The organism is Streptococcus sp. 4155, from assembly GCF_013276695.1.
Classification (GTDB): Bacteria; Bacillota; Bacilli; order Lactobacillales; family Streptococcaceae; genus Streptococcus; species Streptococcus pseudopneumoniae.
On sequence record NZ_VMLM01000057.1, the window covers coordinates 1 to 16,917 of the forward strand.

General features: G+C 38.5%; 16 protein-coding genes and 2 pseudogenes. 4 read left to right on the forward strand and 14 right to left on the reverse strand.

Annotation, left to right across the window (positions count from 1 at the left end):
• Nucleotides 1–163 precede the first annotated feature (163 nt).
• Together ptsP and HT715_RS07620 are read right to left on the reverse strand one after the other, a co-directional pair.
• Nucleotides 164–1,897, reverse strand: a complete 1,734-nt coding sequence (gene ptsP, locus HT715_RS07615; RefSeq protein WP_172922883.1) for a phosphoenolpyruvate--protein phosphotransferase — start codon at nucleotides 1,895–1,897, stop codon at nucleotides 164–166.
• 5 nt (nucleotides 1,898–1,902) lie between these two features.
• Complete coding sequence (locus HT715_RS07620; RefSeq protein WP_000146947.1) at nucleotides 1,903–2,166, reverse strand: phosphocarrier protein HPr; 264 nt, start codon at nucleotides 2,164–2,166, stop codon at nucleotides 1,903–1,905.
• Nucleotides 2,167–2,515: 349 nt separating this feature from the next.
• On the opposite strand from HT715_RS07620, the gene nrdH reads away from it, so the two are divergent.
• The 4 genes from nrdH (at nucleotide 2,516) to HT715_RS07640 (ending at nucleotide 7,196) form a co-directional block, all read left to right on the forward strand.
• Nucleotides 2,516–2,734 carry a glutaredoxin-like protein NrdH gene (gene nrdH, locus HT715_RS07625; RefSeq protein WP_000259242.1) on the forward strand — a complete coding sequence of 73 codons (219 nt, stop codon included), beginning with the start codon at nucleotides 2,516–2,518 and terminating at the stop codon, nucleotides 2,732–2,734.
• A gap of 81 nt (nucleotides 2,735–2,815) precedes the next feature.
• The gene (gene nrdE / locus HT715_RS07630; RefSeq protein WP_000523237.1) at nucleotides 2,816–4,975 is read left to right on the forward strand and encodes a class 1b ribonucleoside-diphosphate reductase subunit alpha; all 2,160 of its coding nucleotides are present in this window, start codon (nucleotides 2,816–2,818) and stop codon (nucleotides 4,973–4,975) included.
• Between the two features lie 186 nt (nucleotides 4,976–5,161).
• Nucleotides 5,162–6,124 (forward strand): class 1b ribonucleoside-diphosphate reductase subunit beta, encoded by a 963-nt coding sequence (gene nrdF, locus HT715_RS07635; RefSeq protein WP_000451369.1) that lies wholly within the window; start codon nucleotides 5,162–5,164, stop codon nucleotides 6,122–6,124.
• A gap of 310 nt (nucleotides 6,125–6,434) precedes the next feature.
• A complete protein-coding gene (locus tag HT715_RS07640; RefSeq protein ID WP_000917606.1) occupies nucleotides 6,435–7,196 on the forward strand; it encodes a DeoR/GlpR family DNA-binding transcription regulator in 762 nt (253 codons plus the stop codon).
• On the opposite strand, the gene HT715_RS07645 is transcribed toward HT715_RS07640, so the two are convergent.
• The 12 genes and pseudogenes from HT715_RS07645 to HT715_RS07700 all read right to left on the reverse strand — a co-directional run.
• Nucleotides 7,193–7,354 (reverse strand): hypothetical protein, encoded by a 162-nt coding sequence (locus HT715_RS07645; protein WP_166735927.1) that lies wholly within the window; start codon nucleotides 7,352–7,354, stop codon nucleotides 7,193–7,195. The two genes, HT715_RS07640 and HT715_RS07645, sit on opposite strands and share 4 nt — an antisense overlap.
• A 125-nt stretch (nucleotides 7,355–7,479) precedes the next feature.
• A complete protein-coding gene (locus HT715_RS07650) occupies nucleotides 7,480–7,737 on the reverse strand; it encodes a DUF3884 family protein (protein WP_172922884.1) in 258 nt (85 codons plus the stop codon).
• A 42-nt stretch (nucleotides 7,738–7,779) separates the two neighbouring features.
• A complete protein-coding gene (gene lacG / locus HT715_RS07655; protein WP_172922885.1) occupies nucleotides 7,780–9,186 on the reverse strand; it encodes a 6-phospho-beta-galactosidase in 1,407 nt (468 codons plus the stop codon).
• Nucleotides 9,187–9,400: 214 nt separating this feature from the next.
• On the reverse strand, nucleotides 9,401–11,092 hold the full coding sequence (locus HT715_RS07660; RefSeq protein ID WP_033685011.1) for a lactose-specific PTS transporter subunit EIIC: 1,692 nt from the start codon (nucleotides 11,090–11,092) through the stop codon (nucleotides 9,401–9,403).
• Nucleotides 11,092–11,409, reverse strand: a complete 318-nt coding sequence (locus HT715_RS07665) for a PTS lactose/cellobiose transporter subunit IIA (RefSeq protein WP_001078333.1) — start codon at nucleotides 11,407–11,409, stop codon at nucleotides 11,092–11,094. Before HT715_RS07665 ends, HT715_RS07660 begins: the two co-directional genes overlap by 1 nt.
• Before the next feature lie 35 nt (nucleotides 11,410–11,444).
• Nucleotides 11,445–12,281 carry a transcription antiterminator gene (locus HT715_RS07670; protein ID WP_054369885.1) on the reverse strand — a complete coding sequence of 279 codons (837 nt, stop codon included), beginning with the start codon at nucleotides 12,279–12,281 and terminating at the stop codon, nucleotides 11,445–11,447.
• Nucleotides 12,282–12,678: 397 nt separating this feature from the next.
• Nucleotides 12,679–13,287 (reverse strand): annotated as a pseudogene (locus tag HT715_RS07675) (hypothetical protein).
• A 259-nt stretch (nucleotides 13,288–13,546) separates the two neighbouring features.
• Nucleotides 13,547–14,527, reverse strand: a complete 981-nt coding sequence (gene lacD / locus HT715_RS07680; protein ID WP_138700490.1) for a tagatose-bisphosphate aldolase — start codon at nucleotides 14,525–14,527, stop codon at nucleotides 13,547–13,549.
• Nucleotide 14,528: 1 nt separating this feature from the next.
• Entirely contained in the window at nucleotides 14,529–15,458 is a 930-nt protein-coding gene (locus HT715_RS07685; RefSeq protein ID WP_172922886.1) for a tagatose-6-phosphate kinase, read from the reverse strand.
• A gap of 10 nt (nucleotides 15,459–15,468) precedes the next feature.
• Nucleotides 15,469–15,984 carry a galactose-6-phosphate isomerase subunit LacB gene (gene lacB / locus HT715_RS07690; protein WP_172922887.1) on the reverse strand — a complete coding sequence of 172 codons (516 nt, stop codon included), beginning with the start codon at nucleotides 15,982–15,984 and terminating at the stop codon, nucleotides 15,469–15,471.
• Nucleotides 15,985–16,132: 148 nt separating this feature from the next.
• Nucleotides 16,133–16,558, reverse strand: a complete 426-nt coding sequence (gene lacA, locus HT715_RS07695; protein ID WP_000029273.1) for a galactose-6-phosphate isomerase subunit LacA — start codon at nucleotides 16,556–16,558, stop codon at nucleotides 16,133–16,135.
• 156 nt (nucleotides 16,559–16,714) lie between these two features.
• Nucleotides 16,715–16,798 (reverse strand): annotated as a pseudogene (locus HT715_RS07700) (aldose epimerase); the annotation flags it as partial.
• Between the last annotated feature and the right edge of the window lie 119 nt (nucleotides 16,799–16,917).

The following is a 16,917-nucleotide window of genomic DNA, read 5'->3' on the forward strand; positions in this document are numbered from 1 at the left end:
AAAACACAGTTTTGAGGTTGTAGATAAGACTGACGAAGTCAGTGAGCATATCTACGTTAAGGCGACGCTGACGTGGTTTGAAGAGATTTTGAAAGAGTATTAGACCATACTTTTCCAAAATGCGCCCAAAAAACCTTGCAACTAGGTTACAAGGTTAATCACATTAATCAAAATTAACGTATTCTTTTTGAAGTTCAAGAACTTCTTCCATTGTTGAGCATTCTGTAAGGGCACGGTTTGCGTACTCTTCCATCTTAGCTGTGTCGAGTTTCTTCATCAAGCTGCGTGTACGAAGTACAGATGTTGCTGACATAGAGAACTCATCCAAGCCCATTCCGACAAGCAGTGGAACAGCTGTTTGGTCACCAGCCATCTCACCACACATACCAGCCCATTTACCTTCAGCGTGAGCTGCCTTGATAACGTTGTTGATCAAGCGAAGGATTGATGGGTTATATGGTTGGTAAAGGTATGAAACTTGTTCGTTCATACGGTCTGCCGCCATTGTGTATTGGATCAAGTCATTTGTACCAATTGAGAAGAAGTCAACTTCTTTTGCAAATTGGTCTGCAAGCATAGCTGCTGCAGGAATTTCAATCATGATACCAACTTGGATGTCATCCGCAACTGCAACTCCTTCAGCAAGAAGATTTGTTTTTTCTTCTTCATAAACTGCTTTAGCTGCACGGAATTCTTTCAAGAGGGCAACCATTGGGAACATGATACGCAATTGACCATGAACAGAAGCACGAAGAAGGGCACGGATTTGTGTACGGAACATTGCATCTCCAGTTTCAGAAATAGAGATACGAAGGGCACGGAATCCAAGGAATGGGTTCATTTCGTGTGGCATATCGAAGTAAGGAAGTTCCTTATCTCCACCAATATCCATTGTACGAACAACCACTGGTTTACCATTCATTCCCTCAAGAACAGCCTTATACGCTTCATACTGCTCATCTTCTGTTGGGAAGTCTTGAGAATCCATGTACAAGAACTCTGTACGGTAAAGTCCAACAGCTTCTGCACCGTTGTTGTTAACACCTTCAACGTCTTTTGGAGTACCGATGTTAGCTGCCAACTCGAAGTGTTTACCGTCAGCAGTCACTGTTTGAGCATCTTTCAAAAGTGCCCATTCAGCTTTTTGTTTAGCATAAGCTTCACCAGCTGCTTTAAATTCTGCCGCTTGTTCATCTGTTGGGTTGATAATCACTTCACCAGTAATTCCGTTAACGGCAAGGATATCACCGTCTTTGACGATTTCAGTGATGTTATTTGTTCCCAATACAGCTGCAATTTCAAGTGTACGTGCCATGATAGCTGAGTGGCTTGTACGTCCACCGATGTTTGTTACAAAAGCTTTTACAAAGTTTTTGTCCAATTGAGCTGTATCAGATGGTGTTAAGTCATGTGCAATCACGATTACTTCTTCATTGATAGAAGCTGGGTTTGGCAATTTCTTACCAAGAAAGTTTGCCAATACACGTTTTGTCACGTCGCGGATATCCGCTGCACGTTCTTGCATGTATGGGTTGTCTTCCATGCCTTCAAAGATAGTGATGAACATGTCAGTCACTTCCTTAAGACCTGCTTCTGCATTGACTTTCTTAGCACGAATTGTTTCTTTAATCTGACCAATCAATTCTGGGTCAGAAAGAACCATCAAATGAGCGTCAAAAACTTGAGCCGCTTCTTCACCAAGCGTACCTACAGCTTTCTCGCGGATAAGAGAAAGCTCGTTTTGAGAAGCTTCAAGAGCAACATCCAAACGAGCCTCTTCTGCGTTTGTATCTTCGACTGAAACAGTCTCGAATGACAAATCCGGTTGAACGAGTAGATATGCTTTTGCAACTGCAACACCGTCAGATGCTGCGATTCCTTTAAGCATTTCTGTCATTTCCCTTATGCCAATCCTTCTTTTTCCATTGTTTCTGAGATTGCAGCGATGGCGTCATCTGCATCTGCACCTTCAGCTGAGATAGTTACGTCAGCACCTTGGCCAACACCAAGACTCATAACACCCATAATTGATTTAAGGTTAACTGATTTACCTTTGTATTCAAGAGTGATATCTGAAGCAAATTTGCTAGCAGTTTGCACCAACAATGTTGCTGGACGTGCGTGAATACCTGTTTCTGCCACTACGTGGAAATCTTTAGAAGCCATAGTTTGACTCTCCTTTTGTTCTTTCTTTTTTGAGTTATATGTGATAACCCTTACAATTTGGTATTATATCATCTTCTAGGATTTTTTTCAAGCATTTTCTGGATTTTCCTTCAATTTCCTTTCAGATAACTTGCTGAAAATCTTCTATCCTAGATAACAAAACACAGGATATAGTTTCTTTAAAAACGATTTATAGGATAATCATTGCTGTTTTATAAAGTAAACACTACATATTGTGTTTTGTGAGCTTGACTAGAAAAACAGACCACTATATTTAGTTTAAATCATTGACAAAATTTTATTTTCTGATATACTAAGGTAGTATTAAATTTTGAAGAGGAGTTACACAATGGTAACCGTTTATTCTAAAAACAATTGTGTCCAATGTAAAATGACCAAGCGTTTCTTGGACAGTAATAACGTTGAATATAAAGAAATCAATCTTGATGAGCAGCCTGAGTACATCGATCAAGTCAAAGAACTCGGTTTTAGCGCAGCTCCTATTATCCAAACACCAACTGAAGTCTTTTCAGGTTTCCAACCAGGAAAACTGAAACAATTAGCATAATCTTAGTACATCATCCAGAAGAAACTGCTTCTAGGGCTAACTTTAGAGGCCTTTCTTTTGTAATTAGATAAGGGAAATTTTATGGGATTAAAACATCTTGAAGACGTGACTTACTTCCGTCTCAATAACGAAATCAACCGTCCTGTCAATGGACAAATCATGCTTCATAAAGATAAGGAAGCCTTGGATGCCTTCTTTAAAGAAAATGTCGTTCCAAACACTATGGTTTTTGATTCAATTAAAGATAAAATCAACTACCTCATTGACCACAACTACATCGAAACAGCCTTTATCAAGAAATACCGTCCAGAGTTCTTGGAAGAATTGGCTCAATTTATCAAAGACCAAAATTTCCAATTCAAGTCTTTCATGGCAGCTTATAAATTTTACAATCAATATGCTTTGAAAACTAACGACGGTGAATACTATCTTGAAAGCATGGAAGACCGTGTCTTCTTTAACGCCCTTTATTTTGCTGATGGGAATGAAGCTATTGCAATCGATATTGCCAATGAAATCATCCACCAACGCTACCAACCTGCTACTCCTTCCTTCTTGAATGCTGGACGTGCTCGCCGTGGGGAGTTAGTATCTTGCTTCCTAATCCAAGTAACGGATGATATGAACTCTATCGGACGTTCTATCAACTCGGCTCTTCAACTTTCACGTATTGGTGGTGGTGTGGGAATTACCCTCAGCAACCTTCGTGAAGCTGGTTCTCCTATTAAAGGGTATGAAGGAGCAGCTTCTGGGGTCGTTCCAGTTATGAAGCTTTTTGAAGACAGCTTCTCTTACTCCAACCAATTGGGGCAACGTCAAGGTGCCGGTGTTGTCTACCTCAACGTCTTTCACCCAGACATCATCGCCTTCCTTTCAACTAAGAAAGAAAACGCCGATGAAAAAGTTCGTGTTAAGACCCTTTCACTTGGTGTTGTAGTACCAGATAAATTCTACGAATTGGCGCGTAAAAATGAAGAAATGTACCTCTTCAGCCCTTACTCTGTAGAAAAAGAATACGGTGTGCCATTCAACTACATCGACATTACTGAAAAATACGATGAATTGGTCGCAAATCCAAATATTCGCAAGACAAAAATCAAGGCGCGTGATTTGGAAACTGAAATCTCTAAATTGCAACAAGAGTCTGGTTATCCTTATGTCGTCAACATTGATACGGCTAACCGTGCAAATCCTGTTGATGGAAAGATTATCATGAGTAACTTGTGTTCTGAGATTCTTCAAGTCCAAGAACCAAGCTTGATCAACGATGCTCAAGAATTCCTGCAAATGGGAACAGACGTTTCATGTAATCTTGGTTCAACCAACGTGGTTAACATGATGACTTCACCTGATTTTGGTCGTTCTATCCGTGCTATGGTTCGTGCTTTAACTTTCGTTACAGATAGTTCACACATCGTGGCTGTACCTACGATTGACCATGGAAATAGCCAAGCTCATACCTTTGGTCTTGGTGCAATGGGACTTCACAGCTACCTTGCACAACAACTGATTGAATATGGGTCACCTGAGTCTGTTGAATTTACTAGCATCTACTTTATGCTTATGAACTACTGGACTTTAGTTGAGTCAAACAATATTGCGCGTGAACGTGGTATTACCTTCCACAACTTTGAAAAATCAGACTATGCTAACGGAAGCTACTTCGACAAGTATGTGACTGGCGAGTTTGTTCCAAAATCAGACCGTGTTAAAGAACTCTTCAAAGATGTCTTTATCCCTGGTGCTGCTGATTGGGCTGAACTTCGCGACAAGGTTCAAGCAGATGGTCTTTACCACCAAAATCGCCTTGCTGTAGCGCCAAATGGTTCTATCAGCTATATCAACGACGTTTCTGCTTCTATCCACCCGATTACGCAACGTATCGAAGAACGCCAAGAGAAGAAAATTGGTAAAATCTACTACCCTGCTGCTGGCTTGTCTACAGAAACCATTCCTTACTACACTTCTGCCTACGATATGGATATGCGTAAAGTCATCGATGTTTACGCTGCTGCGACTGAACACGTGGATCAAGGACTTTCACTCACCCTCTTCATGCGCAGTGACATTCCAAAAGGCCTTTACGAATGGAAGAGGGAAAATAAACAAACGACACGTGACTTGTCCATCCTTCGTAACTATGCCTTTAACAAGGGAATCAAGTCTATCTACTACGTCCGCACCTTTACAGATGACGGTGGAGAAGTCGGTGCCAACCAATGTGAAAGCTGTGTGATTTAGTTTCTAGCATAGAAACACTATTTTTCCCTAAGCAGCACTGATAAAATCAAATCTACTATGTCATAACATAATTTATGTAACATTTTAAAAGTCGGGATTCCGACTTTTTGTGCGATACTCCTATAGAATTATGGTAAAATAGAATAATTGTGAGTTCGCAATACTAAACACAGAAAGAGATTTCAAATGGAAACTTACTATAAAGCCATTAACTGGAATGCCATCGAAGATGTCATCGACAAATCAACTTGGGAAAAGCTGACAGAGCAATTCTGGCTCGATACACGTATTCCCTTGTCAAATGACTTGGATGACTGGAGAAAGCTATCTAACAAAGAGAAAGACTTGGTCGGAAAAGTTTTTGGTGGTTTAACCCTTCTCGACACTATGCAATCTGAAACTGGGGTTCAAGCCCTTCGCGCAGATATCCGTACACCACATGAGGAAGCTGTTTTCAATAACATCCAATTTATGGAATCTGTTCACGCTAAATCTTACTCATCAATCTTCTCTACCTTGAATACTAAGGCTGAGATTGAAGAAATTTTCGAATGGACCAATACCAATCCTTACCTACAAAAGAAGGCTGAGATTGTCAACGAAATCTACCTAAACGGTAGCCCACTTGAAAAGAAAGTTGCTAGCGTTTTCCTCGAAACCTTCCTCTTCTATTCAGGTTTCTTCACTCCCCTCTACTATCTTGGTAACAACAAACTTGCCAACGTTGCGGAAATCATCAAATTGATTATTCGTGATGAATCTGTTCACGGAACCTACATTGGTTACAAATTCCAACTTGGTTTCAATGAATTACCTGAAGAAGAGCAAGAAAAGCTAAAAGAATGGATGTACGACCTGCTCTATACTCTTTATGAAAATGAAGAAGGCTACACAGAGAGTCTTTATGACGGTGTTGGTTGGACTGAAGAGGTTAAAACCTTCCTTCGCTACAATGCCAATAAAGCTCTCATGAACATGGGACAAGATCCACTTTTCCCAGATTCAGCTGAAGATGTCAACCCAATCGTTATGAACGGTATTTCAACAGGAACTTCCAACCATGACTTCTTCTCTCAAGTCGGAAATGGTTACCTTCTTGGTGAAGTTGAAGCCATGCAAGATGATGACTACAACTACGGTTTGGACTAATACTCTTCGAAAATCTCTTCAAACCACGTCAGCTTCGCCTTGCCGTAGATATGATCACTGACTTCGTCAGTCTNNTGAGCAACCTGCGGCTAGCTTCCTAGTTTGCTCTTTGATTTTCATTGAGTATAATTCTCCACCACTCTCAATCATCAAAAAGTAAACTAGAAACAACAAAATAATAACTTAATAAAAATATCGAAAGTTTTGAAAACAAACCTCGATATTTTTGTTTTTGTTTTATTTTGTTGTTTTTGTATTTGAATGATGAGCTAGTTTATGGTAAGATAGTAGTAGGAAACGAGGTGATAATATGCTCAAACAAGAAAAATTAACCAAAATTTTAGAGACAGTAAATAGTAAAGGAACCATAACGGTTAAACAGATTATGGATGAAATAGCCGTTTCAGATATGACTGCAAGGCGCTATTTACAGGAATTAGCTGATAAAGATTTGCTGATTCGTGTGCATGGTGGAGCTGAAAAACTTCGAACCAACTCCCTTTTGACTAATGAGCGATCAAATATTGAAAAACAAGCCCTCCAAACGGCAGAAAAACAAGAAATAGCCCGTTTTGCAGGCAGTCTAGTAGAAGAAAGAGAAACTATTTTTATTGGACCAGGAACAACATTAGAATTTTTTGCGCGTGAGTTACCTATTGACAATATCCGCGTCGTGACCAACAGTCTACCTGTTTTTCTGATTTTAAGCGAACGAAAATTAACAGATTTGATTTTAATAGGTGGAAATTATCGCGAAATTACAGGTGCTTTTGTTGGCACATTGACCCTACAAAATCTCTCTAATCTCCAATTTTCTAAAGCTTTCGTTAGCTGTAATGGTATTCAAAACGGAGCTCTAGCTACTTTTAGCGAGGAAGAGGGAGAGGCTCAACGCATCGCTTTAAATAATTCTAATAAAAAATATTTACTCGCAGATCATAGTAAGTTCAATAAGTTTGATTTTTATACTTTTTATAATGTATCAAATCTTGATACTATTGTTTCAGATTCTAAACTAAGTGATTCAATCCTTTTTGAGCTATCTAAACTTACTAAAGTCATCAAGCCTTAATAAACCTGAAAGATTCTGGGTAACAACTCAATTTCAGAAGTAAATCTTCCCACAATAAAACGCATAGTATCAAGGTTTTCAACACCTGATATTATGCGTTTTTCTGTATCAAAGACTTTTTGCCCAATTGCTTTATCTGCAACCTCAAAGCGATGCATTGAGAAATCTGCGACTCGCTTCCTAGTTTAAAGTTGCTCTTTGATTTTCATTGAGTATAAGCAACGTGATTAGATAAGAGTTTTGCAGAGTACTAGATATAAGATTTAACTTTTTTGGAAATTGGTTACGATTGTTGAAACGGCATAAAATCTGAATCAAAGGAGATAGTATCCCATTCTTCAGGATTGATAAAATTTAAAAATAGATTTTTAAATTCTGCCAGCTCATAGTCTGAATGACAAATCCATTCTTTACCGGTCGAGACATACCATTTTCCAAGACTTTTCAATTCTTCATTTGTCAAACACGGTATTTGAGAGCATTTTTCAAAGTTGATAATATAAACTTTTTCATAAATAGATTGGATAAAATTTTTGAACATCTTTTTGCCTCACTAAAATTCTATATCTAATGACTCATTCTACTACTCAATCACTTGAGTTTCCGCTACTTTCTTGTACCAGTGAGCTGATTTCTTAGGATAACGTTCTTGAGTTTCAAAATCTACATAGAAGAGACCGTAACGTTTCTCATAACCGTTTGACCATGAGAAGACGTCCATCAATGACCAAATGAAGTAACCTTTTACATTCGCTCCATCTGCAATCGCATCAGACAAGACCTCCAAGTGTTGTTTCACATAATCAATACGGCCATCATCATAAACAGTGTTATCGACGAACTCATCTTTATAGCCGAGACCATTTTCAGTGATGTAAATCTTCTTGTAGTTCGGATAATCTTTCTTCACGCGCATGATTTGGTCATACAAACCTTGAGGGTAGATAATCCAATCCCAATCCGTACGTGGTACATAATCAGGAGCTACACGACGACCAACACCTTTGATTTGGTATTTAGAACTTCCTTTCTCACCCTTACCATTATGGATGATTTCAGTTTCTCCATCAAAGGATTCCATCCAGTCACTCATATAGTAGTTGATTCCAAGGAAATCATTCAAGTCTTTTGCTGCTTCTAATGCTGTGAAATCTTCTTCACGAAGATCCAAGCTACCACCATTGACTGATAAGATATGGTTGACACCTTCCATGGTTTCAGCTGAATAGTGACCCAGATAAGTTGCATCCAAGATAAATTTGTTATGTATAATGTCCTCCAACTCTGCCGCAATAACATCTGCAGGATTTTCAGGATCCAAAGGATACTTAGTTGGCAGAGCGTGAACAACACCGATTTCGCCTTTATAGCCTTTATCTTTGTACAATTTTACCGCGCGTGCATGAGACACCATCATATTGTGGTGTGATTGAAAGACTTTGGCAAGGTCGTACTGAATACCTGGAGGGAATTTCCCAACCAAGTATTGACCATCACCAATTGGTCCGATTTCATTGAATGTTGTCCAATAGTTTACTTCTGGAAATTCTTCAAAACAGAAGGCCGCGTAGTCTACAAAGTGTTCAATATTTTCACGGTTTAAGAAGTCTCCATTTGAGTGGAGAGCTTCTGGCGTGTCAAAGTGATGAAGAGTTACAAAGGGCTCAACATGACGTTTGTGACACTCTGCAAATAGATTATGATAAAACTCGACACCTTTCTGATTTACTTGACCGTAACCAGTCGGAAAAATACGTGACCAAGCAATAGAAATTCGAATACCATTGACACCATACTCTTCTGCTAGCTTTAGGTCAACTGGATATCGATTGTAAAAGTCACTGGCTGGTTCTGCAGTGTACCAGTAGTTATCTTCAAGATATTTATCCCAAGCAACTGGTCCTTTTCCATCAGTATGTGTAGCGCCTTCTGCTTGATAGGCAGCAGTTGCGCCACCGAAAATAAAGTCTTTTGGTAATGTTTTTGTCATACTTTTCACCTATTTCTTGATTTAAATAAAGTAAAAGTGAGAGGAGAGGAGTCAGTGAGCCATCCTTCTCCATCTCACTTCTTGTACCGAGTCACCAAATTGTGACATGAGGAGGTAAAAACGATATCTTTTTACCGAGGAATTAACAAGGCGATTAGGAAATTCGCCATAGCGATTTCCGTAACGATAGGAGACTATTTCAGAGTCCCTAGCCTTAATCGAATTGAGCTTGTACAAATGCTAGAGCACCTTTTCCATCACGAGTTAATTTGATGTATTGAGCGCCTTCTGTCTTGGCAAGTTTAATACCGAGCTTATCTGTTTCTGCTTTCATGTCTTCAAAGTTTGAAGCAACTTGAGGAGCAAGAATAACCAAATCAAACTCTGGCAACATTTCACGGTGAGCACCATAGCCACCTGCTGCTGCTTTCACAGGAACATTGTACTCTGCTGCTGCCTTGTTCAAAGCATTTGCAAGGAGACCACTTGTACCTCCACCAGCACAGAGAACGAGGACATTTGTTTCTTCAGTGATTTTATTTTGTGCTGCTTCTACACCCGCTTTCTCAAGAATAGCATCTGCTTTTGCAGTGTTGAAGTTTGCAGCAACTTTTTCTTTCAATTCATCATTAGACTTACCTGAACGTTCTTCTTCAAGAATTTGTTCATCATAAACTTTAAGGAATGGATAGTAAATGACAACGTCAACCACAATTAGAAGAGCAGCAAGAATGAATGATAGAACTTGGAAGTTAGTACCAAGAACTAGACCTAGTGGAGCTGGGGTTGTCCATGGTAGATTAGCAGTAAATGAATTCATTCCAAGTGTTTCAATAAAGAATTTGAAGATCCAAACGTTTGCGATTGGAGCAAAGATAAATGGAATGAAGAAGATTGGGTTCAATACAAGTGGTGCACCAAACAAGATTGGTTCGTTTACACCGAAGAAAGTTGGAACTACTGAAGCACGACCGATGGCGCGATTTCGTTTCGATTTTGTCAACCACATGAACATGAATGGAACAACCAGTGTCGCACCAGTACCACCCATGGTAACGATAAACATTTGTGTACCAGAAGTAAGAATCTTGTCAGCGTGCATACCTTGTTGGAGAAGGTTCAAGTTGACTTCGGCATTTGCATAGGTAATAGCTGCGATAGCAGGTTCAACGATAGATGGACCATGAATACCAACAAACCAGAAGAAGGCAAAGGCACCAAAGATAATGGTAATACCTAGATAGCCATCAGCTGCAGAGAATAATGGTGCAAAGAATTTACCGATTGATTCAGCTACGCTTGCACCAACAAAATGACGAGCTAGTAAATCAAGAGCATAAAGAGAAACAACAGATAGAGTGAATGGAATCACATCTTTAAAGACTTGGGAGATATTTGGCGGAACTTCGTCCGGCATACGAATGGTAACGTTGTTCTTAACACAAACCTTATAGATGGCTACAGTAACAAAGGCAGCAAGGAAGGCTGAAAGCAAACCTTTTGTCCCCAAGAAGCCAGTAGCTAAACCATTTTCGATAGGATCAGCTGCCAACATCAACAAACCAACAATTGCTGCCAACAATGTTGACATATAGTTGATTTGATTTGTTTTCTCCATGCTTCGATTGACTGAGTCAGTCAAAGATTTAGCTGTTGTACCAGCTACCAAGAGTGCCAGAATTCCCATTGAATAGCTGTAAGGTTTCATCAGAAAAGCTACAACTTCATCAGACCATTTAAAGCCCCATGAGTTTGGTACAAAGGCAATCAAGATAAAGATACTTGAGAAGAGAATAACAGGCATACCTGCAATGAAACCATCACGAATAGCACGAAGATAGATATTACGAGATAGTTTCTCAAAGAAAGGCTTTCCTTTCTCGATAAATGCAATTAGTTTATTCATTATTTAACTCCTCTCTTATAAAGTTCGATTAAATGGTGCATTAAGTCTTTTAACAAGATAGTTGTCATCAAGTGGTCTTGACCATGCATCATGGTCACACTATACGCTAAGTCCTCACCAGAAGCTTCCTTAGTCAATAGACTTGTTTGGGCGTGGTGAGCCTCTGCAATGCAAGAACCAGCTTCCTCGACTAAGCTATCTGCTTTCGTAAAATCGCCAGCTTCAGCAGCTTTCAAGGCTTCCAATAGTTTTGAACGAGCATCGCCAGCATAGGCTACGATTTCAAAACCTAACAATGTTACTTCTTCTCTATTCATGATAGAATTCTCCTTATATAATTTTAAATAAATTTTTATGACAATAAACGTTGGATATGTAGAACTAGATAAACTCGTTCACTTTTATACAAATCAAGACCCGTATGTTGCGTAATCACATCATAGATCTTGGAACCAATCTCAAATGCTTTTGGGTAGGATTGTTTGATATGGTCTTCCATATCCAGAAGCGATTGGTTATCATCTCTAGATCTATCTAAATAATCCAAGAAATAATTCAAATGGATCATAAAGCGATCATAGAAATGATTATTTTTTTTGGTTCGTTGAATTGCATAACCCTTTAGCACTTCTTCAACATTCCTGAGAATTTCTTTCCTCTTATCAATCGACTCCACAAGTTCCACTTCATTTTCACCTTCGGCATTGATGAAATGATAAGCAATCCGAATAATCTCGTCCTCAGGAAAATGATCTGCTAGCTTCTGACGGTAAATTTCAAAAGCTTCATTTGCGATTTGAAAAGCGACAGGATACTTAGCGGAAATATCTGGCAAATTACTATCCTTGTACCTTCCTTGAGTTAGAGCTTGATAAGAACAGTAAATATGATCTGTCAAGGTTACATAGAGATACTCTTGAATCGGATAATGATATTTCTTTGATAGCTTATCAATGATTTCATAGGTCACTGTGATAAAATCAAGCGGAACATCTTTGAGAAGAGCCATAAAGTTTTCTCTGGACTCTTCGGTCTTCATCCGAAAGATTTTCTCAACCTGATTTTCAGCAATCAAATCCCCCTTCCTTTTTCCGAATGCAATCCCCTTACCAATCACAATCACCTCTTCTCCCTTATCATTTCTGACAAGCGAGACATTGTGATTCATTGGATTTAGAATTCGATACATGTCAACCTCCTTTTATATCTTAAAGGTATATGAGTACAAAAAATGACCACAAATGAACTAGAAAATCAGCTGATTTCTAATTCACCTGTGATCATGCCTAATATTACTTAGTAACACTCACCTTGTATTAACTTGTGATTTAAGTATAGCACAAGTCGGTTGTTTTGTAAACCTTTACATACAACTTTTTTTAAAACTTAACTATGTTCTAAAATTCATCAAACAGAGGCTCTGTTTTTATTTATTTTTGTAAATCAAAACAAAAACAGGAAGACAGAAAAATAAAAAAGTAGCTACATTTTTAAAATTCATTAAGTCTAATAAACAAAGAACACAAGAAACTATAAAACAAAATACAGTTATTTTTTTAAAAGAATGATTCATAAAGAAATAACCTCTAAGGTAAATCTATGGTGTAAACAAGGTTCACAAACGGCACTTCTACTGTAGCCACAGCAACTGTCCAATAATTTTCTACAGCAGTTTTTACAGCCCAGCCAATCGCACCACTTATTACAGCAACAAATCCAGATGTAACAGGATTAACCGCAAATTATTTCAAATGCCATCCAGTAGCGAAAGCTCCAGCAGCCCAGCCACCCATCCCCCTCACTTGAGGACCAAGATTGAAACGAAAACCTACAGGACCTCTTTCGTAAACGTTGGGCAACTCTTTTACAGCTTCATACATCAAACTTGCTTCTTGTACAGAAATACCAATATTTTTTGCTAACTCTTCAGGAGTGCCTTTTAAATTTATATTTCCAAATTTATCTACATAAAAATAATATTCCAAAATTTGACCAGCATTTACAATATCTTCTGAAACCGAAACATTATAAAATTTATTCCCATCAACATTCAAAACAATATCATTTGCTTTATCTACTCTAGTTAGGGTACTATCTGCAAATACAGAATGACTAACCATAGGTAAGGCTGATGAGAATATTGAAACAATACCTAGTCCTACAACTAACGCTTTAAAACTCTTTTTAGTAGCCATTTATCTTCTCCTTTTATAAAACAACGAATTGAAATGTGCGTCTAAATATAGTTTATTCTGGCAATATTGTTTCCGTATTATTCCTTCCTAGCTCGTAAAATAAACTATACCTTATTTTTATTATACTTCATCTAGTTACTTTCTAATTCATATTAACTTGTGATTTAAGTGTAGCACAAGTAAGTTAATTTATAAACCTTTACATACAACTTTTTTTAAAATTTTTTTAGATTCATGTTCCTAACCTAGGAGGACTTGCTTACACGCGTTCTTTCCATGAAGTTGCTGTTGTTTGAAGAACTTTGTTGAGTTCGTCAATGTTTTCAAAACCAGTTGTGCGAAGCCATTCACGAGCTGCTGCTTCACCATCTTTGATGTATGCTTCAACTGATCCAGCCCATGTAGCACGGCCACAAAGAACACCATTGAAGTTTGCACCTGATTCATGGGCAAATACAAGAGTATCTTGGAAGAGTTTAGCTGATACACCAGCACTCAAGTAGATGTATGGCAAGTTCGTTGCTTCATCTTGAGCTTTGAAGAAGGCTGCTGCTTCTTCACGTGTATAAACCGCTTCACCTTCAGCGAAGCCTTCAACATATTTAATGTTAACAGGAACTTCTACTTTCAAGACATCAATGTTAAAGCGTGGGTCTGAGAAGACTTTCATAGCACCAATAACTTTGTGTGGTTTTACTTTCGCGTATTCTACAGAACCTGCATCAGCAATTTTTTCATCGTAAGCAAGGATTTCAAGGAAGAATGGAATATCTTCAGCCACACACTCAGAACCGATGCGTTCGATGTAGGCTTGTTTTTCTTGGTTGAGTTCGTCAGCGCTATCTACATCATAGTAAAGCAAGAATTTAACTGCATCTGCACCTTCTTCTTTAATACGTTTTGCAGACCAAACATCCAAGCAGTCTGGCAAGCGTTTTGTACTTGTTGTGTCATAACCTGTTTTTTCATAAGCAAGGAGAAGACCAGCTTTTTCATCAAGAGCTTTAGTTGCTGGAAGTCCATACTCAGGGTCAAGAAGCATAGATGAAGCATATTTAGTCAATTCATCTGCTACCAAGACTTTAAGTTCTTCCATTTGGGCCACAGTTGGTTCTTCTGTTTGGTGTTGAGCCATGAGGCGTTTCAAAGCACCACGTTGGTCAAATGCAAGAGCTGAGATGATACCATTTTCATCAGAAAGTTTTTCTAAGCGTACACGTTTTTGTTCTGTTAAAGCCATTTTATACCTCTTTTACTATTAATTGATCATATAGAGCTTGATAGTTGGCCATGTTGACATGACCAGTCATTTTTTCTTGAGCATTGAGCATACCAAGGACATTTGCCTTGATGAGTAATTCTGCATCCGATTCTTTGTGAAGAAGTCCTGAAGAAATTCCTGCCACAGTAGAGTCTCCAGATCCAACAGGATTTACCACCTGAATTCTAGGAATATCTACCTTGTAGAAAGTGTCACCATGTTTGGCAAAAGTACCGTTGGCACCAAGTGAAACGATAATCCATTCCATCCCTGCAAACAAAGGTTCTTGAAGTACTTCTTTTAATTCCTCCAAATCCTCAGAAACTTCTCTTCCAAGAAGCTGAGACAATTCTTCATTATTTGGTTTGATGACTGTTGGTTTATGGGGTGATTCAAGAACAGCCTGAAGTGCTGCACCAGAGCAGTCCAAAACAACAGGCTTGCCAGCTTGATTAGCAAGTTCTACCAAGCTGGCATAGTAATCAACTGGAAGGCCAGCTGGGAGACTACCTGAGATAGCTACTACTTCAACTGACTCTAAGAGATTTTTGAAATGATCCAAAAAGTCTTGACCTTCCTGTTCCAATACTACAGGACCTTTTTCAAGAACTTCTGTTTGGTTGTCTCCGTGAAGAATAGCAATACAGTTACGAGTTTCTCCCTGAATTGAGAAGAAATCTTTCTTTACTTGATCATCAATATGTTCAACCAAAAACTCACCAAGTTTGCCACCCACTAAACCAGTAGCAAGAACAGAATCGCCAAATTTTGAAAGTACTCGGGTAACATTGAGGCCTTTACCACCGGCAGTTTTGGTTACATCTACCACACGATTGACAGTATCAATCTTCAACTCATCCAAAGGATAGGAAATATCGATGGACGGGTTCATTGTGACTGTTAAAATCATAGGTCACCTCTTAGTCGTGGTATTCTCCGCGATCCCATTTTTCAAGGAATTCAGTGAAGAAGTTTGCGTCTGTTTGTTGAGCATTGTGACTTTCAAGGTGTTCAATTTTCGCAATCAATTTTTTGTTTTCTTCAGATGGTTTGTATTCAGCATGGATGAAAGCTTCGATGATATCACACATGAGCAATTCTCCAGTAATCTTACCACCAAAACCGATAACGTTAGCGTTCAATTGCTCTTTAGCATAAAGGGCTGTTGTCATATCACGAACCAAGGCAGAACGAACACCTGGAACTTTATTTACAGCGTTGTTGATACCAACACCAGTACCACAGATACATACTCCAAGATCAGCTTGACCGCTAGTTACAGATTCCCCTACTTTTTTACCAAAGATTGGGTAGTGAGTACGTGTATGGTCATAGGTACCAAAGTCAATGACTTCATATCCTTTTGATTTCAAAAATTCTGAAACCGCCATTTTTTCATCTGTTACGATGTGGTCACATCCAATTGCAATTCTCATTAGTTATTCCCTCCGATTAATTATATAAATCTAATATCATTTATCCCTACTCAAGAAAAATCAAGATTAGCTTAGGAAGCGAGCTGCAAGCATAACTGAGGTTAGCTAAAGTGAGCTGACAACAGATTATCTTGATTTTTGAAGAGTATTAGCACATTTTATTCAACATGTCGACACGGATTTGATGACGTCCACCGTCGTATTGACCGTTAACAAATCCTTTAGCGATATTTTTAGCCAATTCATCACCAACAAGTTGTGCTCCCATAGTGATCATACGTGAGTTGTTGTGGCCACGAGTCATATAAGCTGAACGTTCGTCAGAAACTTCTGCAGCAACCATTCCTTTGATCTTAGTTGCGACCATAAATGGACCAGCTCCATAAGCATCAATCACGATACCAAGGTTTTGTTCTTCTTTGTTTACTTCTGCAGCAACAGCGAGAGTCACATCAACAAAGTCTTGACCTTCAGCTGTAACATCCACAAGGTGGAAGTTTTCTTTTTCTAAGAAGTCTTTCACCACTTCTTTCAATCTCAAACCTGCAGCATCTGCACCGATAACAATAGACATATTGTATACTCCTTTTTATTTTTTCTATGCTGGATTCCAGCAGTGTATTGGCTGTCTTTAAAAAACAGTCAATTAGTCCTCACAAACATAATATACTACTATTGTTTGAAAAAGTCAATAGTTTGTGTTTGTTTTTGTTGTTTATTTTTTTGATTTTTATAAAACTTCTATCTCAAACCCTAATTCTTCAACCTGATTGGCTTCTAAGAGACGAACATTCTTCTTATCTTCTAAATGATTTTCTGCTGAATTTTAAGCAGACTATCATTTCTCTTTTTAGAATCAAAAGGTCGAGATTGTGGAATCTCTACAGGAACAATAGGTTGTGGCATTAAAATATCGTAACCGCCCAATAACGA

What these genes read in the sequence shown, in the direction of transcription:
- ptsP (WP_172922883.1), bottom strand. Translation starts at nt 1,897, where the DNA reads ATGACAGAAATGCTTAAAGGAATCGCAGCATCTGACGGTGTTGCAGTT.
- HT715_RS07620 (WP_000146947.1), bottom strand. Translation starts at nt 2,166, where the DNA reads ATGGCTTCTAAAGATTTCCACGTAGTGGCAGAAACAGGTATTCACGCA.
- nrdH (WP_000259242.1), top strand. Translation starts at nt 2,516, where the DNA reads ATGGTAACCGTTTATTCTAAAAACAATTGTGTCCAATGTAAAATGACC.
- nrdE (WP_000523237.1), top strand. Translation starts at nt 2,816, where the DNA reads ATGGGATTAAAACATCTTGAAGACGTGACTTACTTCCGTCTCAATAAC.
- nrdF (WP_000451369.1), top strand. Translation starts at nt 5,162, where the DNA reads ATGGAAACTTACTATAAAGCCATTAACTGGAATGCCATCGAAGATGTC.
- HT715_RS07640 (WP_000917606.1), top strand. Translation starts at nt 6,435, where the DNA reads ATGCTCAAACAAGAAAAATTAACCAAAATTTTAGAGACAGTAAATAGT.
- HT715_RS07645 (WP_166735927.1), bottom strand. Translation starts at nt 7,354, where the DNA reads ATGCATCGCTTTGAGGTTGCAGATAAAGCAATTGGGCAAAAAGTCTTT.
- HT715_RS07650 (WP_172922884.1), bottom strand. Translation starts at nt 7,737, where the DNA reads ATGTTCAAAAATTTTATCCAATCTATTTATGAAAAAGTTTATATTATC.
- lacG (WP_172922885.1), bottom strand. Translation starts at nt 9,186, where the DNA reads ATGACAAAAACATTACCAAAAGACTTTATTTTCGGTGGCGCAACTGCT.
- HT715_RS07660 (WP_033685011.1), bottom strand. Translation starts at nt 11,092, where the DNA reads ATGAATAAACTAATTGCATTTATCGAGAAAGGAAAGCCTTTCTTTGAG.
- HT715_RS07665 (WP_001078333.1), bottom strand. Translation starts at nt 11,409, where the DNA reads ATGAATAGAGAAGAAGTAACATTGTTAGGTTTTGAAATCGTAGCCTAT.
- HT715_RS07670 (WP_054369885.1), bottom strand. Translation starts at nt 12,281, where the DNA reads ATGTATCGAATTCTAAATCCAATGAATCACAATGTCTCGCTTGTCAGA.
- lacD (WP_138700490.1), bottom strand. Translation starts at nt 14,527, where the DNA reads ATGGCTTTAACAGAACAAAAACGTGTACGCTTAGAAAAACTTTCTGAT.
- HT715_RS07685 (WP_172922886.1), bottom strand. Translation starts at nt 15,458, where the DNA reads ATGATTTTAACAGTCACAATGAACCCGTCCATCGATATTTCCTATCCT.
- lacB (WP_172922887.1), bottom strand. Translation starts at nt 15,984, where the DNA reads ATGAGAATTGCAATTGGATGTGACCACATCGTAACAGATGAAAAAATG.
- lacA (WP_000029273.1), bottom strand. Translation starts at nt 16,558, where the DNA reads ATGTCTATTGTTATCGGTGCAGATGCTGCAGGTTTGAGATTGAAAGAA.